20 protein-coding genes, 1 tRNA gene and 1 riboswitch are annotated in these 22,326 nt (G+C 74.3%); of the genes, 3 read left to right on the forward strand and 18 right to left on the reverse strand.

Annotation, left to right across the window (positions count from 1 at the left end; translation table 11 throughout):
* Positions 1 to 20: 20 nt before the first annotated feature.
* The 9 genes from ACZ6Z8_RS35450 to ACZ6Z8_RS35490 all read right to left on the reverse strand — a co-directional run bounded on the left by ACZ6Z8_RS35450 (position 21) and on the right by ACZ6Z8_RS35490 (position 7,537).
* Positions 21 to 1,133 (reverse strand): cytochrome P450 family protein, encoded by a 1,113-nt coding sequence (locus tag ACZ6Z8_RS35450; RefSeq protein ID WP_465614118.1) that lies wholly within the window; start codon positions 1,131 to 1,133, stop codon positions 21 to 23.
* Positions 1,097 to 2,614 (reverse strand): cytochrome P450, encoded by a 1,518-nt coding sequence (locus ACZ6Z8_RS35455; RefSeq protein WP_465614119.1) that lies wholly within the window; start codon positions 2,612 to 2,614, stop codon positions 1,097 to 1,099. Before ACZ6Z8_RS35455 ends, ACZ6Z8_RS35450 begins: the two co-directional genes overlap by 37 nt.
* Positions 2,611 to 3,237: a GTP-binding protein gene (locus ACZ6Z8_RS35460; RefSeq protein ID WP_046386144.1), complete on the reverse strand. Its 627-nt coding sequence runs from the start codon at positions 3,235 to 3,237 to the stop codon at positions 2,611 to 2,613. Before ACZ6Z8_RS35460 ends, ACZ6Z8_RS35455 begins: the two co-directional genes overlap by 4 nt.
* On the reverse strand, positions 3,215 to 3,580 hold the full coding sequence (locus tag ACZ6Z8_RS35465) for a DUF742 domain-containing protein (protein WP_465614120.1): 366 nt from the start codon (positions 3,578 to 3,580) through the stop codon (positions 3,215 to 3,217). Before ACZ6Z8_RS35465 ends, ACZ6Z8_RS35460 begins: the two co-directional genes overlap by 23 nt.
* The gene (locus ACZ6Z8_RS35470; RefSeq protein ID WP_402487351.1) at positions 3,577 to 3,990 is read right to left on the reverse strand and encodes a roadblock/LC7 domain-containing protein; all 414 of its coding nucleotides are present in this window, start codon (positions 3,988 to 3,990) and stop codon (positions 3,577 to 3,579) included. Before ACZ6Z8_RS35470 ends, ACZ6Z8_RS35465 begins: the two co-directional genes overlap by 4 nt.
* 120 nt (positions 3,991 to 4,110) lie before the next feature.
* Entirely contained in the window at positions 4,111 to 5,367 is a 1,257-nt protein-coding gene (locus ACZ6Z8_RS35475) for a sensor histidine kinase (protein WP_465614142.1), read from the reverse strand.
* 349 nt (positions 5,368 to 5,716) lie between these two features.
* A complete protein-coding gene (locus tag ACZ6Z8_RS35480) occupies positions 5,717 to 6,292 on the reverse strand; it encodes a TetR/AcrR family transcriptional regulator (protein ID WP_465614121.1) in 576 nt (191 codons plus the stop codon).
* A gap of 31 nt (positions 6,293 to 6,323) precedes the next feature.
* Entirely contained in the window at positions 6,324 to 7,148 is an 825-nt protein-coding gene (locus ACZ6Z8_RS35485; RefSeq protein WP_465614122.1) for an alpha/beta fold hydrolase, read from the reverse strand.
* 98 nt (positions 7,149 to 7,246) lie between these two features.
* Positions 7,247 to 7,537 carry a YiaA/YiaB family inner membrane protein gene (locus ACZ6Z8_RS35490; RefSeq protein ID WP_465614123.1) on the reverse strand — a complete coding sequence of 97 codons (291 nt, stop codon included), beginning with the start codon at positions 7,535 to 7,537 and terminating at the stop codon, positions 7,247 to 7,249.
* 195 nt (positions 7,538 to 7,732) lie between these two features.
* A riboswitch (cyclic di-AMP (ydaO/yuaA leader) is annotated at positions 7,733 to 7,891 on the forward strand.
* 12 nt (positions 7,892 to 7,903) lie between these two features.
* Between ACZ6Z8_RS35490 and ACZ6Z8_RS35495 the strand changes: the two genes are divergently transcribed.
* Positions 7,904 to 8,770, forward strand: a complete 867-nt coding sequence (locus tag ACZ6Z8_RS35495) for a M23 family metallopeptidase (RefSeq protein WP_465614124.1) — start codon at positions 7,904 to 7,906, stop codon at positions 8,768 to 8,770.
* A gap of 55 nt (positions 8,771 to 8,825) precedes the next feature.
* On the opposite strand, the gene ACZ6Z8_RS35500 is transcribed toward ACZ6Z8_RS35495, so the two are convergent.
* Entirely contained in the window at positions 8,826 to 9,701 is an 876-nt protein-coding gene (locus ACZ6Z8_RS35500; protein WP_465614125.1) for a hypothetical protein, read from the reverse strand.
* Positions 9,702 to 9,743: 42 nt separating this feature from the next.
* Here ACZ6Z8_RS35500 and ACZ6Z8_RS35505 point away from each other — a divergent pair, with 42 nt between their 5' ends.
* Together ACZ6Z8_RS35505 and ACZ6Z8_RS35510 are read left to right on the forward strand one after the other, a co-directional pair.
* Positions 9,744 to 10,331 carry a GNAT family N-acetyltransferase gene (locus ACZ6Z8_RS35505; protein WP_465614126.1) on the forward strand — a complete coding sequence of 196 codons (588 nt, stop codon included), beginning with the start codon at positions 9,744 to 9,746 and terminating at the stop codon, positions 10,329 to 10,331.
* A gap of 116 nt (positions 10,332 to 10,447) precedes the next feature.
* Positions 10,448 to 11,182: a sensor domain-containing protein gene (locus ACZ6Z8_RS35510; protein ID WP_465614127.1), complete on the forward strand. Its 735-nt coding sequence runs from the start codon at positions 10,448 to 10,450 to the stop codon at positions 11,180 to 11,182.
* Here ACZ6Z8_RS35510 and ACZ6Z8_RS35515 read toward each other — a convergent pair.
* The 8 genes from ACZ6Z8_RS35515 to ACZ6Z8_RS35550 form a co-directional block, all read right to left on the reverse strand.
* Positions 11,179 to 12,330, reverse strand: a complete 1,152-nt coding sequence (locus ACZ6Z8_RS35515) for a hypothetical protein (protein WP_465614128.1) — start codon at positions 12,328 to 12,330, stop codon at positions 11,179 to 11,181. The two genes, ACZ6Z8_RS35510 and ACZ6Z8_RS35515, sit on opposite strands and share 4 nt — an antisense overlap.
* Positions 12,331 to 12,738: 408 nt before the next feature.
* Entirely contained in the window at positions 12,739 to 13,578 is an 840-nt protein-coding gene (locus ACZ6Z8_RS35520) for a hypothetical protein (RefSeq protein ID WP_465614129.1), read from the reverse strand.
* A gap of 198 nt (positions 13,579 to 13,776) precedes the next feature.
* Positions 13,777 to 13,850: transfer RNA gene (locus ACZ6Z8_RS35525), tRNA-Met, on the reverse strand.
* Between the two features lie 76 nt (positions 13,851 to 13,926).
* Positions 13,927 to 15,252 carry a PrsW family intramembrane metalloprotease gene (locus ACZ6Z8_RS35530; protein WP_465614130.1) on the reverse strand — a complete coding sequence of 442 codons (1,326 nt, stop codon included), beginning with the start codon at positions 15,250 to 15,252 and terminating at the stop codon, positions 13,927 to 13,929.
* A 116-nt stretch (positions 15,253 to 15,368) separates the two neighbouring features.
* On the reverse strand, positions 15,369 to 16,199 hold the full coding sequence (gene trmB, locus ACZ6Z8_RS35535; protein WP_465614131.1) for a tRNA (guanosine(46)-N7)-methyltransferase TrmB: 831 nt from the start codon (positions 16,197 to 16,199) through the stop codon (positions 15,369 to 15,371).
* 55 nt (positions 16,200 to 16,254) lie between these two features.
* Positions 16,255 to 17,502 carry an L-2-hydroxyglutarate oxidase gene (gene lhgO, locus ACZ6Z8_RS35540; RefSeq protein WP_465614132.1) on the reverse strand — a complete coding sequence of 416 codons (1,248 nt, stop codon included), beginning with the start codon at positions 17,500 to 17,502 and terminating at the stop codon, positions 16,255 to 16,257.
* 626 nt (positions 17,503 to 18,128) lie between these two features.
* Complete coding sequence (locus tag ACZ6Z8_RS35545; RefSeq protein ID WP_465614133.1) at positions 18,129 to 19,706, reverse strand: TROVE domain-containing protein; 1,578 nt, start codon at positions 19,704 to 19,706, stop codon at positions 18,129 to 18,131.
* A gap of 593 nt (positions 19,707 to 20,299) precedes the next feature.
* Positions 20,300 to 21,727 (reverse strand): MFS transporter, encoded by a 1,428-nt coding sequence (locus ACZ6Z8_RS35550; RefSeq protein ID WP_465614134.1) that lies wholly within the window; start codon positions 21,725 to 21,727, stop codon positions 20,300 to 20,302.
* Positions 21,728 to 22,326: the final 599 nt, after the last annotated feature.

The raw sequence follows: 22,326 nt of genomic DNA on the forward strand, positions 1-22,326 counted from the left end.
GAACCGTCACCCCCGGACCGTCACCCCCGGACCGTCACCCGCAGGGTCCGCACGCTGTTGCTCACGAACGAGCCGATCGGCTCCGGCCGTTCGCCCTCCGCCAGGGCCAGCCCCGGGAACCGCCCGAACAGGTGCCGCAGGGCCGTCTCCGCCTCCAGCCGGGCCAGCCCCGAGCCGAGGCAGAAGTGCGGGCCGTGGCCGAGCGAGAGGTGCCGGGCGGGCTGCCGGGTGAGGTCGAAGCGGTCGGCGTCGGGGTAGTGCCGGCCGTCGCGTCCGGCCGCCGCGTACGAGGCGAGCAGCGCCTCGCCGCGCCGGATCACCGCGTCGCCGACCTCGATGTCCTCGATCGCGTAGCGCAGCGGGAACTGGCCGACCGGCGAGTCGTAGCGCAGCGTCTCCTCCACCACCGCCGACCACGGCCGCACGCCGTCCAGCACCAGCCGCAGCTGGTCGGGGTGGGCGAGCAGGGCCCGGACCGCGTTGGTGATCAGGTTGAGGGTGGTCTCGTGCCCGGCGACCAGCATCAGCAGCAGGGTGCCGACGAGCTCGGCCTCGCTGAGTGCGTCCCCGGCCTCGCGGGCGGCGATCAGGTCGGTGGTCAGGTCGTCGCCGGGCTCGGCCCGCTTGGCCGCCACTACCGAGGCCAGCAGGGCGTTCAGGTCCCGCTGGGCGGCGAGGGCCGCCTCCGGAGTGGCGGAGCTGGAGACCAGGGTGTCGGACAGCTCGTGCAGTCGGTGCTGCTGCTCCTCCGCCAGGCCGAGGAGCTCGCCGATCACCTGCATCGGCAGGGGGTAGGCGAAGTGCTCGCGCAGGTCGAACGGGCCCTCCAGCTCCGCCACCGCGTCCAGCAGGGCGACCGTCCGGGCCTCGATCGCGGGGGCCAGCGCGGCTGTCCGGCGCGGGGTGAAGGCCTGGCTGACCAGGCCGCGCAGCCGCTTGTGGTCCTCGCCGTCCGCGGTGATCATGCCGGGCACGGTGACGAAGTTGAGCAGCGGCCAGCCGTGCGGCAGCCGGCCCTCGCGGAAGGTGGTCCACAGCGCCGGGTTCTTGCCGACCCGGGGGTCGGCCAGCAGCGACTGCAGGGTGTCGTGGTGCGTTACCGCCCAGACCACCACCCCACCAGGGAGTTCCACCAGGACGGCCGGTCCGGCTGCCCGGAGCCGGGCGTTCTCCCCGTGCTGGTCGCGTCCGAAGGGGTCGAGCCGGACGGGCTCGGGTCGGACGGGCTCGGGTCGGGAGCCGCGGGGGGCGTCGGCGGTGTCCATGCGGGTGCGGGCCTTTCGGGAACTGGCGGGCGGGGCGGGGTGAAGGCGCTGTACAGCACCGGCAGGGCGACCAGGGCCCGCGACCAGGGGGACGGCCGCCAGGCCAACTCGCGGGACGGAACCGCCAGTTGGAGGTCCGGAAGGCGGTGCAGCAGGGTCTCGATCGCGGTCTCGACGATGATCCGGGCCGGGTGCTGGGCCGGGCAGACGTGCCGGCCCGCGCCCCAGGCCAGGTGGGCGCGGTTGCCGCCGAGCGAGCCCTGCGCGGCCGAGGCGGCGCCCTGGGCGGCCGGGTCGGCGTTGGCCGCGGCCAGGCCGAGCACCAGCATGTCGCCGGCGCTGATGTACTGGCCGCCGAGCACGGTGTCGCCGGTGGCCCAGCGGCCGGGGAAGTTCTGCGTCGGCGGGTCGCGCCAGAGCACCTCCTCCAGCGCGTCGGAGACGGTGAGCCGCCCGCCGGTCAGGGTGGCCCGGAAGCGCCGGTCGGTGAGCAGCAGCCGCAGGGTGTTGCCGATCCAGTTGATGCAGGTCTCGTTGCCCGCGATCATCAGCACCACCAGGTGGTGCGCCGCCTCCTCGTCGGTCAGTGCGGCCGGGTGGGCGAGCAGCCAGGAGGTGAGGTCGGCACCGGGGGAGGTCCGGCGGTGGCGGACCAGTTCGGCCAGGGTCGCCTGGAACTCCCCGGCGGCGCGCACCGATTCGGGCCCGCTGTCGACGAAGTGGCTGATCAGCTCGATCATCCGTGGCCCGCTGCCGGTGGGCAGACCGACCAGCTGGGTGGATACCAGCAGCGGCAGCGCGCGGGCGTACTGGCCGATCAGGTCGGCGGTGCCGTCCGGGCCCCAGCTGTCGATCAGGCCGTTGGCGGCGGCCTCGGTGGTCTCGCGCAGCTGCCGGTGGTCGATCTGGGCCAGGGTGTCCGAGACGGCGGCGCGCAGCCGCTGGTGCTCGGCGCCGTCCAGGTTGAGCAGGGTGGGCCGCCAGGCGGTCATCGGCTGCAGCCGCGAGTCGGGGGCCAGCCGGCCCTCGGCGGGGACCCGCCAGTGCCGCGAGTCCTTGGAGAACAGCGCCTCGTTGCGGGTGAGTTCGAGCAGCTCGGCGTAGCCGATGACCAGCCAGGCCTCGACCCCGGGCTCCAGCTCGATCGGCGCGACCGGTCCGTGGCGCTCGCGCAGCCGGGCGTACAGGCCGTGCGGGTCGTCGGCGACGGCCTGTCCGTACAGCGGGGTCAGCGGGACGCCCACGGGGAGCCCGCCGCCGTGCGGGGCGCCGCCGTACCCGGCTCCGTGCGCGGCGCCGTGCGCGACCGGGCAGCCGCCGGGCGCGAGCGGGGGCTCGGGTGCCGTCACGGCTGCAGCTCCAGGAGCGAGCTGCGGTGCAGGTGGTCGACGAAGTCGATCAGCAGGTCGTAGGACTGCCGGCGGTCCCGGGCGTCGCAGTAGAGGATCGGCACCTCCGGCAGCACGTCCAGCGCCGAGCGCAGCTCCTCCTCCGGGTAACTCGGGGTGTCCGGGAAGGTGTTGACCGCCACCGCGAAGGGGATGCGCTGCTCCTCCAGCCGGCCGAGCACGTCGAAGCTCTCGTCCGGCCGGCGCAGGTCGACCATCGCGATGGCGCCGAGCGCGCCGCGCGACAGGTCGTCCCACAGCGGCCAGAACCGCTGCTGTCCGGGCGTGCCGAACAGGTACAGCGCGAGGCGGGAGTTGAGCGTGATCCGGCCGAAGTCCAGGGCGACCGTGGTGGTCGTCTTGTCGCCGCGCCCGGTGAGGTCGTCCACGCCGCTGCTGGCGGCGGTCATGGTCTCCTCGGTGCGCAGCGGGGTGATCTCGCTGAGTGAGCCGACCAGGGTGGTCTTGCCGACCCCGAACGGGCCGGTGACCAGGATCTTCACCGCTCCCTGCACCGAGGACGGCAGGTACTGCGGCCCGGAGGGCCGGGAGGCGGGGGCTTCAGCGGAGTTGGCGGAGGCCAACGAGCACCTCTTCCAGGAGGGTTGTGGGCAGGCGTTCGGCCTGCGGGACGGGCGGGAGCACCTGCACGGCGCCGAGGTCCCAGAGGTCGCCGACCAGCACCTTGACGACGCCGAGCGGCAGCCCCAGGTGGGCCGCCACCTCGGCGACGGACAGCAGGCTGTGGCAGAGCCCGAGGATGCGCCGGTGCTCCCGGTTGAGCAGGACGTGCTCGGGCAGAGCCGGGGGCTCGGGCAGCCCTAACGGTCCGGGCAGGGCACTGACCAGGCTCTCGACGGCCAGGTCGGTGCGGGTCGGGCGGCTGCGGCCGCCGGTGATCACGTAGGGCCGGACCGGCCCGTTCACCGGTGGCCCCCCGCCGCGTGGTCGACGCGCGGCGGGCTGGTCAGGTGGGCGCCGATCCGCTCGACCAGGACCTGCATCTGGTACGCGACCAGCCCGGCGTCGACCGCCTCGCTGGTGACCACGGCCAGGTGGGCGCCGGCCCCGGCGGCGACGATGAACAGGTAGCCGCCGCCGTACTCGATGATGATCTGGCGGGTGGCGCTGCCCGGGCCGCCGAAGCCTGTCGCCACGCCGCGGGCCAGTGACTGCAGTCCGGAGCAGGCGGCGGCGAGCCGCTCGGCGTCCTCGCGGGCGATGTCGGCGCTGCGGCCGATCTCCAGGCCGTCGTTGGAGACGACCACGGCGTGCTGGACCTGCGGGACGGCGATGATGTCGGCGAGCAGCCAGCCGAGATCGGGGGTGGTGGTCATGGAACTCTCCGGAGCGCTGGGGAAGTCGGGGGAAACCGGGGGACTCGGGGAAGGTCGGGGGAAACGGGGCGGGGCCGGTCGGTGCGGGACGGTCGGCGCGGGCCGGTCGGTGCGGGCCGGTCAGTGCGGGCCGGGAGGCCGGCCCTGGGAGCGGGCGGCCGAGCGGCCGTTGGCCGTCCCGGCCTGGAACATCGTCATGAAGGTCTGGGCGTCCCGGGCCGAGCGGTACGGCGGCTCGGGCGGCGGCGGGGGAGCGGCGTGCTGGGCGGGGCGGTTCCCGCGGTCGCGCCGGTGGCTCCGGCGGGGCAGCGGCGGCGGTGCGTCGCCGGTCGCGGGCGGCCGGCCGGTGGGCGGGGGCTCCACCAGCGGGTGACCGGCGCCGGGGTGCGTGGCCCCGGAGGTCGGCCGCGGGTCGTGGGTGAGCGCCGGACCGGGGCGGAACGCCGGGTCGTCCCCGTCCCGCCCGAGCCCGAGCCCGGGCACGGTCGGCGGCAGCGGCTCGGTGAGCAGGGCGTTCGGCAGCAGCACGACGACGCGCACGCCGCCGTACGGGGAGGGCGCCGAGCTGAGGGTGACCCGGAAGCCGTAGCTCTCGGCCAGCCGGCCGACCGCGGCCAGCCCCAACTGCGGCACCTCGCCGAGCCGGGAGACCTCCAGGCTGCTCCCCCCGGCGAGCGCGTCGGCCGCCTTGGCGACGGCCTGTTCGGGCATGCCGACGCCGCCGTCGTCGATCTCGATGACGGCGCCGTTGTGCACCGGCATCAGGGTGACGAACACCTGGGTGCTGGGCGGGGAGTAGCGAGTGGCGTTGTCCAGCAGCTCGGCGACGGCGTGGATCAGCGCCTCGGCGGCGGCGCCGACCACCGCGGTCTCGATCCGGCTGCGGACGACCACCCGCTGGAAGGGCAGGATGCGCGACTGGGCGCCGCGCACCACGTCCTCCAGCGAGACCGGCTCCGGCCAGTGCCGCCCGGCCCGGGCGCCGCACAGCACGGCCAGGGTCTGGGCCAGCCGGGCCTGTTGGGCGGCGGCGTGGTCGGCTTTGAGCAGGCCCTCCAGCAGCGCCGGGTCGTCGTGGGTGCGTTCCATCTCGTCGAGCAGGGCCTGCTGGTCGTGGGCCATGACGAGGATCCGTCGGGCCACGCTGAGGAAGGCCCGCTGGGTGGAGGCGGTGAGCTCCTGCTCCTGCTGGACGGCGGCCAGGTCGGCGCCCCGGCGGGACAGCTCGGAGCTCAGCTGCTCGTGCAGCCGGGCGAGTTCGCCCTCCAGCCGGTCGGCCCGGCCGCGCTGGGTGACGGACACGGCGCGGTACCGCGCGGCGGCCACGAGGGCGAGGACGGCGAGCACGCCGGTAGCCGTTGCGCACCACTGAGTCATCGTCACGCGGCGAATTCTAGGGCGATGATCCTACGAAGGTGTGAACGGATCTCGCCATGTGACCGGATCTCGTCAATATCGAGTCAATACGCCGTCATCCCGGTGTCGTTCGGACGCGATCCCGCCGCACTGCCGGGCCGTGCGGTCGTTCGTCCATGGCCTTTCGGCCTTCTCCGGCGTGGCGGGTGGTGGCCGATTCGCTCACCGGGATGTGTGGGTTCGGTGTGCGCGGTGTTGTTGAACGAACGACATTCCGTGCGGGTGAACAATTCCGGCCCCGGTCACGGAAACGATGCCATCCGGTGCCCGTCCGCTCCGGCGCCGGAGGCATGACCGGGCGGGGGTGTTGCTACCCCTTCTCCTTGGGCCAGGAGCGGAGGCCCGTGGTGAGGGTGGTGACGAGGCGGTCGTGGGTGGTGCCGAGGTCTTCGCTGAGCTGGAAGGCGCCGGTGATGGAGAGGGCGGCGAAACCGTGGGCGAGGGAGCGGAGGGTGCGGGCGGCGTGGATCGCTTCGGAGTCGTCGAGGCCGTAGTCGCGGAGGACGGCGATGATGACGCCGACGAGGCGGGTGGCCGCCCGGGTGAGGTCGTCGTCGGGCCGGGGGGCCTGGGGGAGGGCGGTGTAGCGGTGCGGGTGTTCGGTGGCGTAGGCCTGGTAGGCCCGCAGGAGGGCGGTGACGGCGTCGTCCCCGCTGCGGCCGACCGCGGCCTCCGCGAGCCGGTCGGCGAGTTCGCCCGTGACCCGGACGGCGATGAGCCGACGGAGTTCGGTGAGCCCGCCGCTGACGTGCTTGTACAGCGAGGGGGTGGCGACTCCGGCGCGGGCGGCGACGGAGGCGAGGGTGAGGGCTTCGGTGCCCTGGTCGTCGATGAGGGCGAGGGCGTGGTCGACGACCTGGTCGGGGGTCAGTCCTACGCGGGGCATGGCTCTGGTTCTCCAGCGGGCGGGTTCGGTCTCAGGCGAGTTCGGCGAGGAAGGGCAGCAGCGCGTCGGCGACGGCCTGCGGGTTGTCGGCCATCGGGTAGTGCCCGGATCCCTCGATCATGACCTTCCGCGCGCCGAGCTTCTCGGCCTGGAGGTCGGCGACGGCCTCGGGCCCGGGGAAGTCGGGGTCCTTGCTGCCCATCAGCACGAGGGCGGGGCAGCGGACGGCCGCGGTCCAGCCGATCGGCGCGGAGTCGCCGGTGACGTGGCCGCGGGTGGCGGTGCGGCGACCGGGGGTGCGCAGGGCGGCGACCAGTCCGTCCACGTAGGCGTCGAGGTCGGCGGGCCGGGGGCCGGGGAAGGCCATCTTGCGGAGGTAGTAGCCCCAGACCGCGGGCCACCGGACCATCGCGGCGCCCATGACGACCATGACGCCCTTCATGAGCGCGTTCGCCCGGTGCTCGACGAAGGCGTCGATGAGCGCGATCCCGGCGACCCGCTGGGGCGCGTCCCCGGCGAGCTTGACGACGGTCGCCCCGGTGTAGGACTGCCCGACCAGGACGGCCCGCTCGATGCCGAGGTGGTCGAGCAGGGCGAGGACGTCGGTGGCGATCGCGGAGGGGCTGTAGTCGTCCCAGACGATCGAGGACTCGCCGAACCCGCGCAGGTCCATGGTGATGACCCGGCGCCCGGCCGCGGTGAGCAGCGGGTGGAGGTGGCGGTAGGCGCGGCGGGAGTCGAGCATCCCGGGGAGCAGCACGACGGGGGTGCCGTCGCCCTGCCGGGTGTCGTCGTACGCGAGGCGGCCGCCGGGAACGTCGAGGTACTGGGTGCTCGGGGTGAGGGTGTCGTTCATGGTGGGCCTCCACGGGCTCGCTCGCTGCTGCCGATAGCCACAAAGCTACGGCTAATAGCCTTAGCCGTCAAGCCTCCGGCCGGCACGGAACTCCCCGGTCACACCCCTTCGACCTTGAAGGGGTCGTGCTCGCTCAGCAGCTTCTCCAGCCGGGCCTGGTCGACCCGGGCGAGGGTGTCCGAGGACTCCTGGCGGTCCCGGATCACCTTGGCCAGCGTGAACGCGGAGGTGACGGTGTAGAGGAGGCCGATCCCGAGGAAGGCCCGGGTCCAGCCGCCGACGGGCAGGTAGGCGATCCCGGCGGCGAGGGCCGTGCCGGAGACGGCGAAGGAGAGGACGGCCTGGACGTGGTACGCGGCCGTGGTACGTGACTGCATCGGTGCGCTCATGGCGTCAGGATGCGGCGGGACGGCCGGGGTGCACATGAGTAGGAGTACTCAGATGAGCCGGGCGGTTGAGCGGTCGTTCGTTGACGTCCGATCATCTGCTCCCCTTCCGTGACGGACGGACGGCTTGGAATCAGGGCCTCCTAGGATTAACGTTTGATAACGCAGCGCGGTCGTCAACGCCGTACCCAGACGGCACCGTGCGCGTCGCCTAATCCCGCCGGCCGGCCTCCGGGCAGGCCAGGGAGCCGGGGAACCACGTTCCTTGGGGTGAATCGGCGGGGCTCCGGCCCGGCCGTAGGAGACCTTCCTGCTCCGAACCCGTCAGCTAACCCGGTAGGCGCGAAGGAAGGAAAGGAGCGCGCCTCCGTGGCGTCGACGCACACTCCGGCACACCCGGCCGGCCCCGCAGCCGGTACCCAGCTCCTCGACCACCCCGGCCCGAACGGTTCCGAGCCCCACGGCGCCGGCTCCGCCGGCCACGGCGACCCCTTCGCCCCGGAGGCCGAGACCAACCGCCACCGGATGCCGCGTCAGACCCGCGGGGCCTCCCCGCTGCTCGGCGTCACCGCCGTCGCCGCCACCCTGGGCGCCACCGGCTTCGCCTCCGCGACCCCGGCCGCCGCGCCCGCCGTCGAGGCGCCGGACGAGACCCCGGTCGCCCTGGCCGCCGACCCCGGCCTCGCGCTCGCCGCCCGCATCCAGCAGCAGGCCGACAGCCAGCGCACCGCCGCGGAGGAGACCGCCCGGGTACAGGCCGCCCAGGAGGCCGAGGCCAAGGCCGCCGCCAAGGAGGCCGAGGCCAAGCGCGCCGCCGAGGAGGCCGAGCGGGCCAAGGCCGCCGCACTCACCCTGCCGGTGAAGGAGTACAACCTCTCCGCCCACTACGGCCAGAGCGCCCGCTACTGGGCCCACCTGCACACCGGCCTGGACTTCGCCGCCGACACCGGCACCGCGGTCCACGCGGTCGGCCAGGGCACCATCACCTCGGCCGGCTGGTCCGGAGCGTACGGCTACCGGATCGTCGAGACCCTGCCCGACGGCACCGAGATCTGGTACTGCCACCTGTCCTCGATCATCACGGGCTCCGGTCAGGTCACCTCCGGCCAGCAGATCGGCAAGGTCGGCGCGACCGGCAACGTCACCGGCCCGCACCTGCACCTGGAGGTCCGCCCGGACGGCGGCGCCCCGGTCGACCCGGAGACCTGGCTCCAGCAGCGCGGCCTCAACCCCTAACGAGCTCGGAAGGGGGAGCCCCGGGCCACCCGCCCGGGACTCCCCCTCCGCCACCTCACTCCGGCGGCAACTGCGCCAGATACGCGTCGATCTCCTCCGCGCCCGGCTCCGGCGCGAGCTCCGGGAACTCCTCCAGCAACAGCCGCGGCAGCCCGGGCACCGTCCACTCGCCGAGCAGGTCGAGCGCCACCTCGGCCGCCGCCGCCTCGAACTCCTCGAAGCCCCCGGCGAGTTCGTCCGGCATCGGCCGGCCCAGCGCGTTCAGCGCGGCCAGGTTGCGGTAGCTGCGCCGCATCAGCCCCTGCTCCAGCAGCCGCCGTGCCCCGTCGGTGGCCATGCCGACCGACAGCACCCGGCCCGGGCCCCAGCCCTGCTCGTCCGGCTCGTCCAGCCAGCCGGTCGGCACCAGCGCCTCGTACCCGGCCAGCCGCCGCTCCTCGTCGAGGCCGGCGAAGCCGGTCAGCCACTCCCGGACGGCCGCGAGGTCCGTCACGTCCACCCCGTGCGCGTGCAGCAGCACCGCGTACAGCCGGGGCCAGGTCACCAGGTCGGCGCGGCGCAGCAGCCCGGCCGCGACCTCGCCCTGCCACTCGGCCTCGGCGTGCAGCCGCTCCTGGCGCTTGGCGTTGAGCCGCTTCGCCGCCCGCTGGTGGTCGACCAGCAGCCGTACGGCGTCGCCGTACGCGAGCGGGTCGTCCTCCGGCGCGGGTTGGACGTAGAGGTGGAGCCGCTCGTACAGCAGGTGCTCCACCGCGTCGGAGGTCAGTTCGGGCCAGCCGTCGTGCATCCTGCCCTCGCCCAGCTCCAGCAGCGCCAGCACCGCGCGCAGCGGCGCTTCGGCCACCGGTGCGCGGTCCGGCCCGGTCGCCGCCCAGGCGAGCAGGTCGGCGGCCCTGGTGCGCGGGGCGAGCCGCAGGTCTTCGTCGTTCATATTCCGAACGGTAGCCGCCGGACGGGGGTAGGGTCGGCAGCCATGGTCCCCGTACGCCTCACCGGCCCCCGGCTCGCCCTCCGGGAGTACCACCACACCCCGGCCGAAGTGGACGCCCTGCACGCGCTGTTCGGCGACCCGGAGGTGACCCGCCACCTCCCCTTCGGGCCGCGGGACCGCGAGACCTGCGCCGACCAGATCGAGCTCTACCTGGAGGAGGCGATGGCCGAGGAGCGGGACACCTACCGGCTCGCCGTCGTCCGTCGCGAGGACGCCGAGGACCCGGAGGACGCGCTGCCGATCGCGCACGCCAGCCTCACCCTCGGCAAGTACCGCTCCGCCCACCTCGGTTACGTGCTGAGCCGCCCGGTGTGGGGTCGCGGCTACGCGGGCGAGATCGCCGGGCTGCTCTGCGGGCTCTCCTTCGGCCCGCTCGGCCTGCACCGGCTGGTCGCCCGGGTCGACGTGGACAACGCCGCCTCGGCCAAGGTGCTCACCAAGCTCGGCTTCCAGTTGGAGGGGCGGGTGCGGCACGACCTGTACAAGGGCGGCGTCTGGTCCGACTCGTACCAGTACTCGCTGCTCGCCGACGAGTGGACCGGTCCGCCCGTTCCACCGCAGGGGGGTTAACCCCACCCCTGATCCGCCGGTCCCCCGGATGCCGTCCGGGCCGGGTTCCGGCCAGACTGGGGACCGTCAGCACGGAAGACACCGCGACACGACAACGAGGGGCCGGGGGCCGGGAGATGAGCAACAGCACGCTGGGTCAGGAGTGGGACGGCCCGGACGGTTACGGCGACGGGACCCGCCCGGCCCGGGCCCGCCGCACCGAGCAGCCGCCGGGCTTCTTCCGGGCGCCGTTCTCCCGGCAGTACTACCGCGAGGTCGGCTACGCGCTCACCGGCCTGCCGGTGGCGATCGTCGGCTTCACCGTCGCGGTCACCCTGTTCTCCCTCGGGGTGGGCACCTTCGTCACCGTCCTCGGCCTGCCGGTGCTGGCCGGCCTGACCAGCGCCTCCCGGGGCCTCGGCCGGGCGGAGCGGGCCCGGGTGCGCGGGATGCTCGCCCTGGACGTGCCGGGCCCGGCGCCGGTGCGCCAGGTGCGCCCGGGCAACTGGGGCGCGATCACCGCGCGGCTGGCCGACGGGGCGGGCTGGAAGGCCGCGCTGTACCAGCTGGTGATGTTCCCGTGGGCGGTGCTCAGCTTCTGCCTGACCCTGACGTTCCTGGTGCTCGGCTGGGCGATGGCGCTCTACCCGCTCTACCAGTGGGTCTTCCCGCGCTACACCTCCTGGCCCGGCTACCAGCTGTTCGACTACACCGACAGCGACCACGTCCGGCACGCGTACTACGTCCAGGGCGCCGGGCAGATCGCCGCGTTCTCGGTGGCCGGGGTGCTGCTGATCTTCCTCACCGCGCAGCTGGTGCGCGGCCTGACCGGCGTCAACCGGGCCGCCGCCCGGGGGCTGCTGGGCCGCTAGGAGTTCGGCGGCCCCGGGACCTGCGCGGAGCACGCAGCGCCGTCGCTCCCCGCGGCGGCCGTCGGCTGCACCGGGACGGTGGCCGTCGGCCGCGCCGCGACGGCGTCCGTCACCGGCAGCCGGGAGAGGATCTTCTCCGCCAGCCAGCTGCGGTCCGACCCGTACGGAATGCCCCGCGGGTCGACCAGCTGCGCCGCCACCACGTCCCGCAGCCGCTGCGCCTCGGCGCCGGGCAGCCGGGAGAGCAGCCCCCGGGCGGCCAGCAGCGCGTGGTACTGCTCGAACCCCGAGCGCGGGTGCTCGATCGCGTCCAGCAGGCTCGACAGGTCCGCCAGCGAAGGGTCGCCCTGCATCAGCGCGAGCGCCTGGATCCGGCGGCCCTCGGTGCCGTCCGCGAAGAGGTCCCGCACCTGGCCGGCGGTCAGTGCCGAGCGCTTCGCGGTCGAGCGGACCTCCGCCACCACACCCGCCGGACCGGCCGGGGCACCCTCGGCGGGCGGCAACTGCGCGGCCAGCGCCGCGGGTCGGCCCGCGCTGCCACCGAGCAGTCCGAGCTGCTGCATCGCGCGCACCCGCAGGTCGTCGGCGCCCACCTTGTCGCCCCGCCGGTCATGGTCCTGGCCGGCCAGGAAGAGGTCCAGCGCCTCGTCGGTCTCGGACAGCACCCTCGGCAGCGCCAGCCTGGTCACCAGCCAGCCGGCCAGGAAGCCGAGGACCAGGAAGTACAGCACCAGCGCGGCCGCGAACGGCACCGCGGCGTCCTCGCCGCCGAGCACCGGCGCCAGCGCCGTGCCGAGCTGGTGCAGCCGCTCGCCGAGCGAGCCGAGCTGGGTCAGCCCGACGCCCAGCAGCACCTTGGTCAGCCAGTCGGAGACCTGCTCCAGATTGGTGTTCGGCGCGTACGAGCCCTGCGGCTCACCGGAACCGCTCCGGACCCGGGGCACCCCGAACAGGAAGCCCAGCGCACCGCCGAGCACCGCCGAGGCCCCGGCCACCACCAGGCCGCCGCCGAGCGCCTGCCAGGCCTGCACCCGGCCGAGCGCGAACAGCAGCAGCCCCAGCAGGCCCGTACCGCCCAGCACTCCGGCCGCCGCCCACTGCGCCGTCCGCAGCGCCGAGGTGCCGACCCGTCGCCGTGCCACCGCCATCGCCCACCCCCTGTGTCCGCGCCGCCGCGCCCCGTCGTCCCGGGGTGGGGCCGGGCCGACTCTAGCGCCGCGGCCCCCTCGGGAGAACGCGCCGGGGGTGCCACGGCTACGACGGGAACCGGTCGCGGAAACGCAGACGGCCCGCGGGCTGCTCCTCGGCGCCGGCCCGTGCACTGGCCTGGCGCCCGAGGCACCGGGGATGTACCGGTGAGCCCGCGGGCCGGGTGACTGCTGTGGATTTCGCCTGCCGGAGGCCTGGGGCCTCACCCTGCGCAGGCAGGGGCGGCTCTAGCGAGCAGCCACCTCACGCATCCTGATGGAACTCAATTCAGGATCACCTCCTTTCAGTGTGCCGCCACTGTAGGCAGGCTCCCGGCGGGAGGGCAACGGATTATTCGCGGGCGCCGCTCAGGCGCCCTGGACCTGGGCCTTGAACTTGGAGAAGTCGATCACGTTGTCGGCCGACGGGACCTGGATGGTGAGCGGCTTGTCGAAGTCCGAGAAGTTGATCTTGGTGTTGCCGTCCTTGGCCGAGACCGTCTCGACCTGGACCGGGTAGGGCTTGCCCTCGGTGGCGATCTGGAGGGTCGACTGCTCGCCCGAGTCGTCGGTGACCTTGAGGCTGAAGGTCTTCACGCCGTTGACGTTGCCCGCGACGCCCTTCTCCGCCTTGTCGGTCTTGCCGTCGACGATCTGCTTGCTGAAGTCGCTGAGGCTGCAGAGGCTGCTCATCATCTTCATCTGCGGGTCGCTGTCGAACCCGGTCAGGTAGCGGCCCTTGAGGAGCTCGGCGACCTGGGGGCCGCTCTTGCCCCCGTCCTTGCCCACCATGGCGGCCCAGAAGGCGGCGTCGCCCTTCATGTAGGAGGTCTTGCCGTCCCCGATGATGTCGACCTTGCCCATGCCCGGCAGGGTCATGCTGCCCGCGCACTGACCCTTCTTGTCCATGGCCAGGTCCATCTCCATCTTGCCGTCCGCGTCGGCCATGGTCCCGGAGATCTTGAGGGCGGTGGCGCCGGCCAGTGCGTCCTTGGCCTGCTTCTCGATCTCCTGTGCGCTCAGCTTGTCGGTGTCGAGCTTCGCGACGGTCGGGGTCGGAGTCGGCGTGGCGGTCGCAGTCGCGGCAGCGGCGGCGCTGGTCGCCGGCGCGGCGGCCTTGTCCGAGTCCTTGTTGTCACCGCAGGCGGCCGTACCGGCCCCCAGGAGGAGGCAGATCGCGGCGGTACTGGCCATGCGCTTCGACAGCATCGAGGTCGTTCCTTATCCAGGGCACGGTCCCGCCGTCCCCCACTTGGATGAATTTTTCCTCAGTATGGGGGAGCCGTACGACAGCAGATCTTGAAATCCGCCCCCGTTACCGCTTCGTGGCGGGACCGTGCTCTGCCCGTCCCCGGGAACGCGAAAGGGCCCGGAGGAAGAATCCTCCGGGCCCTTTCGGCTACTGAGTAGCGGGGACAGGATTTGAACCTGCGACCTCTGGGTTATGAGCCCAGCGAGCTACCGAGCTGCTCCACCCCGCGTCGGTGAACACAACAATACGTGGAAGTCGCCGAGATGGGAAATCGGTTCTCCGGACCGGCCCGCGGCAGCCCTCCGCTACCCCCTCGCCGGCCGCCGTCCGCGCCGCCAGGCGTACCGGGCGGCGCGGGATCTGGCCCAGAGCGCGAAGCAGACCAGGGCGACGAAGCAGGGCACCATCAGCACCCCGTACACCACCAGGAACCCGTCCGTGCCCAGGTCGGCGGCGGCGTTCCACGTCCCGTGCAGCACTATCGCGGTCAGCAGCCCGGCCGGCGCCGCCAGTCGCGCCAGCCAGCGCCGCCCGGTGGTCAGGGTGACGGCCAGGCCGATCCCGGTGAGCGCGGTGAACAGGGGGTGGGCGAAGGGGGAGAGCAGGGCGCGCAGCACGAAGGTCTGCACGGTGCTGTCGAAGTCGCGGAGGCTGGGCGGATCGCCCAGGCCGATGCTGTCCAGCCGGTTGCGCTGGTCGGTGGTGAAGGCCCGGCCCAGGTAGAGGGCGTTCTCGGTGAAGGCGAAGCCGCAGGCCGTCATCCCGCCGAGCACCACCCCGGCGGCCAGCGTGCGCGGCCGGGAACGGCGGTGCGGCGTGCCCGGCGAGGGCGGCGCCGGGCACAGGTACGGCAGCGGCCGCAGGTACGGGCGCAGCCGCAGCCGGCCCTGGGCGTGCGGCCCGGCCGGGTGGCGCGGGTACGGGTGGGAGCGCCGGGGCGCGGGCGCCCGGTGCAGCAGCGGCGCGCAGGGGCGCCCGGAGCGGCGTCCGTGGCAGCGCAGCCGTTGGCCGAGCGGCAGGAGCAGCACCAGCAGGGCGGTGGCCTTGGCGCTCTCCTCGATCACCGGGGTGGCGATCCCGGCGCCGAGGAGGCCGCCCAACGCGCCGCGGTGGGCGGTCAGGTAGTCGGCGGTCCAGTTGTTGGCGAGGATCGCGACCGTGGTGGCGGCGCAGGCGCCCCAGCCGAGGCAGAACAGGGTGTGCCGCAGCGGCACCCGGGCGGTCAGGTTCAGCCAGGCCAGGCCGCCCAGCACGAAGGGCAGCGGCACCATCGCCAGGCCCAGGCCCACCAGCAGTCCGACCGTGCCGGTCTGCCGCTGGACCAGGTGCAGGATCAGCACCCCGCAGCCGGCCAGGATCAGCACGGCGGTCGCGGTGACCGAGGAGAGCGCCATCGAGCGGCTGCGGCCCGGGGGAGCCCCCGGTGATCCGTCCCGGGCGGAGGCCGAGGCCGCGGCGGGAGGTGACGCGCCGCCGGCCCGGGGCAGCAGCCGTTGGGCCCGGCGCCCGCGGGGCCCCGGGATGGTCCGGGTGTCACCGGTGCGCGGGGCCGTTCCCGGTGCGTCGGCGGCGGTGCGGACCGCCGCCCGCCCCGGCCAGACGTCCCGGCCGCCGCTGGACGGGCTGCCCATGCGGCACAGGGTAGGCCACGGTGGCGGCCCGTCGGGAGGATTCGGGACGAACGGTTCGTCCGGGGCCCGACCGGCCGGTCAGCCCGCCGGGGCCCCTTCGAACGGCCGCCGAGGGGTCAGCGGCGGCGGAACAGCAGGTCGTGCACCACGTGGCCCTTGGCGATCCCGGCCCGCTCGAACTTGGTGACCGGCCGCCAGTCCGGCCTGGGCGCGTAGCCCGGGATGCTGCCGTCCGGGTGGTCCGCGGGCTCCAGCCAGCCGGTCCCGTCACCCTCGGGGTGCAGGTTCTCCAACTCGGGGGAGGCGGACAGCACCTCCAGCATCTGCTCCGCGTACGGCTCCCAGTCGGTCGCGCAGTGGACCAGGGCGCCCGGGGCGAGCCGGGGCAGCACCAGGTCGAGGAAGGACGACTGGACCAGCCGGCGCTTGTGGTGCTTGGGCTTCGGCCACGGATCGGCGAAGTAGACCCGCAGGCCCGCGAGCGAGGCGTCCGGCAGCATGTCGCGCAGCAGGATGACGGCGTCACCGGCGGCCAGCCGGACGTTCCGCGAACCGTCCCGCTCCAGCATGCCGAGCAGGTTGCCGTGGCCGGGGGTGTGCACGTCCGCGGCGAGGATGCCCATCGACGGGTCGGCGGCGGCCATCGCGGCGGTGGTCTCGCCCATGCCGAAGCCGATCTCCAGGGTGACCGGCAGGCCGCCGAACAGCTCCGCGAGGTCGAGCGGGGTGCCGTCGATCGGGACGCCGTACGTCTCCCAGCTCCGGTCCAGGGCGCTCGCCTGGGCGTTGGTCATCCGGCCGCGGCGCGGCTGGAAGCTGCGGATGCGCCGCTCCCGGTGCTGCTCCTCGGTGGCCTTGTGCGGGTACATCGGCGCGGGGTAGGCGGCCGGCGCCGCGGACAGCCGGGCGGACGGCGATTGCTGGGGGATCGGGGCGGTGGCAGTCACAATCACCCGAGTCTACGGGGCTTCCGGGGCTGTCCCGCAGGGGCTGTGACCGGTCTCATCCGCCGGCCTCCAGGGCGGCCAGGGCCCGGCGGGCCACCTCGCGGCCGATCGGCAGCGAGGCGGTGGCGGCGGGGGAGGGGGCGTTCAGCACGTGCACCGCACGGCGCGGGGAGCGCGGGTCCTCCGGGTCGAAGCCCGCGAAGGCGAAGTCGTCCAGCAACGCGCCGTCCCGGGCGACCGCCTGCGCCCGCACCCCGGCGGCGGCCGGCACCAGGTCCGCGGCGGTCACGGCGGGCAGCAGCCGCTGGACGGCCGTGGTGAACGCCCGCTTGGACAGCGAGCGGTGCAACTCGCCCACCTCGTAGCGCCAGTGCCGCCGGAGGATCCGCCAGGTGCCGGGGAAGGCCAGGGTCTCGGCCAGGTCGCGCGGGCGGACGGTGCGCCGGTCGTACCCCTCGCGGGCCAGGGCGGGCACCGCGTTCGGGCCGACGTGGACGTCCCCGTGGATGCCCCGGGTCAGGTGGACCCCGAGGAACGGGAAGGCCGGGTCGGGCACCGGGTAGACCAGGCCGCGTACCAAGTCCCTGCGCTTCTCCACCAGTTCGTAGTACTCGCCGCGGAACGGCACGATCCGCACCCCCGGGTCGTCCCCGGCCAGCCGGGCGATCCGGTCGCTGTGCAGCCCGGCGCAGTTCACCAGCACCCGGCAGCGCAGCTCCCCGGCGGCGGTGCCGACCGTCACCCGGTCCCGGCGCCGGACGAGCGTCCGCACCTCGGTGCCGGGCCGCAGCTCGGCACCCGCCTCCCGGGCCAGCCGGGCGTACGTCGTGGCGACCGCCGGGAAGTCGCAGATGCCGGTCGTGCCCACGTGCAGTCCGGCCCTCCCCGCGACCTCCGGCTCGTACCGGGCGATCCCGGCCCGGTCCAGCTCGGTGACCGGGATCCCGTTGGCCCGTCCCCGCTCGGCCAGCACCGCCAGCCGGGGCAGTTCGGCGTCGTCGGTCGCCACGATCAGCTTTCCGGTCACCTCGTACGGGATGCCGTGCTCGCGGCAGAAGCCGACGAGCTCGGCGGCGCCCGCGACGGCGAACCGGGCCTTGTACGAGCCGGGGCGGTAGTACACGCCGCTGTGGATCACCCCGCTGTTGCGCCCGGTCTGGTGCGCGGCGAAGCCGTTCTCCTTCTCCAGCACCGCGACCCGCAGGCCGGTGCGCGCCCCGGCTTCCTTCCGGGTCAGGGCGTAGGCCGTGGCCAGCCCGACGATCCCGCCGCCGACCACCACGACATCGAACTCGTCCGCCACCCTGTGCTCCTCGTCCGCCGCCCGGCCCCTGGTGCCGGCCCGGCGCGGTCGGCGCCGGGCCTGCGGTGCCGATGCTGCCACGGGTCGGGGGCGCCGGGGCCGGTTTCCCCCTTGCTGCCCGGACCGCGGTGCCGTCGCTGTGGCGGGGGCCGGCTGCCGGTGCCGTCGTGACGGGTGGTGCGCGGCGGGCGGTGGGTGCCGCGGCTGTTCGCACGCACCGGTCGGCCCGTCAAGGCTCCGCTGCGCGGCTGCGCGATCCTCCGCCCGTTTCGACGCCCGGTCGACCTGGTCCGGTGCCCGTGCGATGCCGGGCGCGTCGGGACCGGGAGCGGCCCGGCGTGGCCCGACGTGGCCCGGCGGGTGGCGTGCCGAGGTGGGCGGCAGTGTCCTGCCGCCCACCTCGGGTGCGGGGCGGAGCGTCCCCCTGACAACTCCGCCCGGGGCTCCGGCCGGTCCCCCCGGACCGGCCGTTCGCGGTGGCGCCGGGTCCCCCGACTCCGCGCCACCGCCTCCCCCTCGTGCGGCCGTGACGGTCACGCGCTCGGTCCCCCGACTCCGCGCGCCACCGACACCCCCGTCCGGCCGCGTGGCGGTGCGCAGGCCCCCAGCCCGTGCACCGGCAGTGGCTACACCTCCCAGGGCCAGCCGGCGTCGGAACCCGCCTCCAGGAGGGGGATCAGCCGGAAGGCCGCGTCGCTCAGGCCGCCGAAGGTGTGCCGGTTGGCGCCGCCGCTGGGGCCGTGACCCGGGGCGTAGCCGGCCAGGTTCCAGGTGTAGACGGGCACCTGGGCCGGGACGGCGGCGAGCGGATCGCTGCCCCGGTAGCCGAAGCCGGTCTGCTCGTCGGTGACGATCACCACCCGGTCGTGGCCCCGGTAGTGGACGCGGACGGCTTCGGCGGTGTTGGTGCCGCCGAGGCTGGAGAACCGTTCCAGCACCCGCAGCACCGCCTCCCCGCGGCCGACCTCGATCTTCCGGCTGCTGCTGCCGAACTCGACCAGGTCCGCCTCGGCCGCGCGGACCTTCAGCGCGGTGCCGAAGATCGCCGCCGAGTCCGCCCGGTTGAGCTGGGTCTGCGCGCTCGGCCGGTCGAACATCGAGCCGGAGCGGTCGACCAGGATCAGCGTCCGGCCGGGCAGTTCGGGCACGTTGGCGAGCGAGTGGCCGAGTGCCGTCTCCAGCGCGTGCCCCCACCGCAGCGAGGGCGCGTGCCGGTGGGCGGCCAGGTAGCGGAACGGGAACTGGCGCGAGCGCCGTACCTCGCCCGGGTCGGAGATCCGCCGGGCCACCTCGGCCGCGACCTCGTCCGACACCCGGGCCTGGTCGAAGTTGCGCAGGTTCCGGACCAGCGCCATCGGGCCCATCGAGGGGATGACCGCCTCCCAGGCGGCCGCGTCCAGCGGCCCCTGCAGCCAGCCCGCCAGCGCCTCCCAGGTCAGCCCGGCGGTGGCGAGCCGCTCCGCGCCGTCCTCGGCGGTGACGGCCGCCCGGCGCTGCTCGACCGGCAGCGCGAGCAGCTCGCGGTTGGCTGTCAGCATCCGGTCGGCGGCGGGCGGGACGGCCTCCTCCGGCCGGTGCCGGCGGTCCAGCGCGTACGCGAACAGCGGGCCCTGCCAGGGCTTGCCCGGGTCCGGCGTCGGGTGGGTCAACTCCAGGACGTCGCCGAAGCGGTAGCCCTTGCCCGCGGTGTCGTACTTGAGCAGCGAACGGGCGTCGTACAGCCGCCGCACCGCGTCCGCGACACCGCGCTTGAGCGGCTTGGGCAGCGCCCGACCGTAGCGCGAGGTCCAGTACGCGAGCAGCTCGCCGGGCTCGTCGGCGCGGCGCAGCACCGCGTCGACGGCCTGCCGGGAGTGCCCGTGGGCGCCGGCGTCCAGCCGGGCGCGGGTGAACTCGGCGGCGCCGACCAGCGCGGCGGTGCGCATCTGCGCCCCGTACCGCAACCAGCGCAGCAGCCCGAGGGTCCACTCCGGTTCGGCGACGGCGAGTTCGCGCACCAGCGCGGTGTAGCGGTCGTCGCGGGCGCCGCCGCGCTCGTAGAAGGTGTCCTGGCCGACCAGGTTGGAGACGGCCAGGAGGAAGAGTTCGGACTTGCGGTCCCGGACGTAGCCGGTGCCGCCCTCGTGGGTGAGGCCGCGCTGGCCGGTCGTGGTCACCGGCGAACTCGGACTCGACCTGGCCTTGCGGCTGTTGAACCTGGACATGCTGCAGCCCCCCTCGGCGTGCTCGGTCGTCAACGGGAGGGAGGCATGCCGCACTGAGGGGTGCCCGAGATCATGCCGGTCGTCGTCGAACGACCGGCCTCGGCGGAGGTAGGTGCCTTGTGCTCTGCCCGATTGAGCTAGCGGCCGCGCTCGCGCACGGCACGCCCGGGACTTGAACCCGGAACCGCAAGATCCGAAGTAACCCCCGCCTGCGCACCGGGCACTCCGAAGCGCAACTGCCTCCCGAGATCAAAGGTGGCGGCGGTGTTTCGCGGACTCGAACCGCTACGCCGGAAGACCGGCGTCTACCAGAAGTAACCGCTGCCGTCGCACCGGGAGGTGCGGAATTCTATTCACGTTGAGGTGTCCAGAGTTCAAGGACGGCTGAGGTGACATAGCTGCTCTACCGACTGAGCTACACCGGCACGGAAGTACCGGCGGCGGGACTCGAACCCGCGACACGCCCATTAAGAGTGGAAGTAACCTCTGCCTGCGCACCTGGACGGGAGAGACCTTAGTCAGGCCCCTCCCGTCGGTGCACCTCATTTACCGCCGGGAGATTCCTCGGGGGCTCTTCCGTCGGCTCCGGCGGCTCACGCCGGGGCGACGATCACCGCCCGCGCCCGCTCGGTCAACTCCCGTACCCGGCGTTCACCCTGGAAGGGCTCCAGCCGCCGGAGCATCTCCACCACGTACTCCCGGCTGCGCTGCGAGGAGATCCGGCCGGCCACCTCGACGGCGCGCTCGCCGGCGGCGACCGCGGCGTCCAGGTTGCCCGCCTCCGCCTCGGCCATCGCCGAGACCACCAGCCGCAGGCCGTGCGAGCGGACGAAGCCCTCGGTGGGCTTGGCCAGCGCCTCGCGGGTGAACTGCCGGACCTTGGAGGGCACTCCGAGGTCGCGGAAGCACTCGGCGGCGTCGGCGGCCAGCCGGTCGTAGGCGTAGAAGTCGATCCACGCCGGGTCGGGGTCCCCGGCGCGTGCTCGTTCGAGCGCGCTCTCCGCCGCGCCGAGCGCCGTCGCACACGCCGCCGCGTTGCGGGCCTTGGCCTGGGCGCGCGCCTCCACCAGGTGGAAGAAGCTCATGGTCCGGGCGGTGGCCAGGCTGCGGTTGCGCTCCAGGGCGGCCTGGGCGAGGTCGACGGCCTCCTCGGCGAAGCCCCGGTAGCCGGCCTGGAGGCTCATCGAGGCGAGCACGTAACCGCCGAGCGGCACGTCGGCGGCGGCCCGGGCGAGCCGCAGGGCCTGGATGTAGTAGCGCTGGGCGGCCTCGTGCTGGCCGGTGTCGAAGGCCATCCACCCGGCCAGCCTGGTGAGTTCGGCGGTCGCGCCGAACAGCGCCCGGCCGACCGCGTCGCTGTAGGAGGCCAGCAGCAGCGGCGCCGCCTCCACCCGCAGGCACTCCGGCACCATCGACGAACGCCAGTCCCCGCCACCGTACTTGGAGTCCCAGCGGCGGGCCTCCTGGGCGGCCTCGCGGAGCTTGACGGCGTCCGAGTGGCCGACCCGGTACGAGGGGTTCTCGCTGGGGGAGCGCGGCAGCTCGCGGGCCACCGAGCCGTCCGCCGGGTTGATCAGCCAGCGGGAGACGGGCGTCGCGTACGCGGCGACCGAGAAGGTCCCGGCCAGGCTGTCGCTCCAGCGGCCGCCGCCGGGGCCCCGGCGAAGGTCGAGGTCGACCCGGAACAGGTCGGTGGCGGAGCGCACGGCGTCGGCGACGTCGCGCGGGAAGGCCAGGCCGAGTTCGGGCGCCGGGTCGGTGTCGCCCAGGCCGATCTCCTCCAGCGGCACGGGCCGGCCGAGCTTGCCGCCGATCGCGGTGGCGATCAGGTGCGGGACGGGCCCCTGCGGGACCATGCCCTTGCTGACCCAGCGGGCCACCGATGTCTTGTCGTAGCGCAGCGTCAATCCGCGCTGGGCGCCGAGGTCGTTGACCCGACGGGCCAGGCCGGCGTTGCTGATCTGGGCGAGGGTCAGGAGCGTGCCGAGCCGTTCGTTCGGTCCTCGTGGGCTGACGGTCATGGTGGCGGCGGCACCTCCTGCGGCCTTGTGCGCGGGGCCCGGGCGGCACCGGGCCGTAGCTGCTGTACCTAGAGTAGTCGGACGCGTTCCGACGGTTAAGAGGCCGCATTCCGGATGGCGGGATCGCGCACCCGGCGGTGCCGTGCCGGGCCGTTGCGGCAGTTGGTCCGGACCACCCGGAGCGGTTCGGCCGTGCCGCGCGCCGGAGCGTCGTGCTCCGGTCCCGTGTTCACGTGCGCCCGGCCGTGCCCCCTGGCCCGACCGGCTGCGCGGCGATTCGCTGGTGGTCGTGGGTCGGCCCGCCGTCGAGGACCCGGCGGGCCGGGGGATGCCGCCGCCTCAATCCCCGCGGGTGGCGGTCAAGTCCGGGAGGGCATGCGGATGCCCTCCCGGGCGGGGCGACGCCTTTCGGCCATCTCGCGATGCCCATGTCAAGGGCGCCGTCCGGGCGGTCCGGGCCAGGGAGGGGGAGGCCCGGCCCGCCCGAACCCGTCCCCGCGGCACTCCCGCCCGGCGGCTGCCGAGGCCACGGCGCAACAGAACCGGAACCGACAACACCGCCGCCGGCAAGGCCCGGTGGTGGCACGATGTCTCCTGAC

This window comes from Kitasatospora sp. NPDC101108 (genome assembly GCF_055584725.1).

Bases quoted from the DNA above. Each gene is read 5' to 3' on its own strand.
- ACZ6Z8_RS35470 (WP_402487351.1), bottom strand. From the start codon at position 3,990: ATGACCACCACCCCCGATCTCGGCTGGCTGCTCGCCGACATCATCGCC.
- ACZ6Z8_RS35475 (WP_465614142.1), bottom strand. From the start codon at position 5,367: ATGACTCAGTGGTGCGCAACGGCTACCGGCGTGCTCGCCGTCCTCGCC.
- ACZ6Z8_RS35480 (WP_465614121.1), bottom strand. From the start codon at position 6,292: ATGCCCCGCGTAGGACTGACCCCCGACCAGGTCGTCGACCACGCCCTC.
- ACZ6Z8_RS35485 (WP_465614122.1), bottom strand. From the start codon at position 7,148: ATGAACGACACCCTCACCCCGAGCACCCAGTACCTCGACGTTCCCGGC.
- ACZ6Z8_RS35490 (WP_465614123.1), bottom strand. From the start codon at position 7,537: ATGAGCGCACCGATGCAGTCACGTACCACGGCCGCGTACCACGTCCAG.
- ACZ6Z8_RS35500 (WP_465614125.1), bottom strand. From the start codon at position 9,701: ATGAACGACGAAGACCTGCGGCTCGCCCCGCGCACCAGGGCCGCCGAC.
- ACZ6Z8_RS35505 (WP_465614126.1), top strand. From the start codon at position 9,744: ATGGTCCCCGTACGCCTCACCGGCCCCCGGCTCGCCCTCCGGGAGTAC.
- ACZ6Z8_RS35510 (WP_465614127.1), top strand. From the start codon at position 10,448: ATGAGCAACAGCACGCTGGGTCAGGAGTGGGACGGCCCGGACGGTTAC.
- ACZ6Z8_RS35515 (WP_465614128.1), bottom strand. From the start codon at position 12,330: ATGGCGGTGGCACGGCGACGGGTCGGCACCTCGGCGCTGCGGACGGCG.
- ACZ6Z8_RS35520 (WP_465614129.1), bottom strand. From the start codon at position 13,578: ATGCTGTCGAAGCGCATGGCCAGTACCGCCGCGATCTGCCTCCTCCTG.
- ACZ6Z8_RS35530 (WP_465614130.1), bottom strand. From the start codon at position 15,252: ATGGGCAGCCCGTCCAGCGGCGGCCGGGACGTCTGGCCGGGGCGGGCG.
- ACZ6Z8_RS35545 (WP_465614133.1), bottom strand. From the start codon at position 19,706: ATGTCCAGGTTCAACAGCCGCAAGGCCAGGTCGAGTCCGAGTTCGCCG.
- ACZ6Z8_RS35550 (WP_465614134.1), bottom strand. From the start codon at position 21,727: ATGACCGTCAGCCCACGAGGACCGAACGAACGGCTCGGCACGCTCCTG.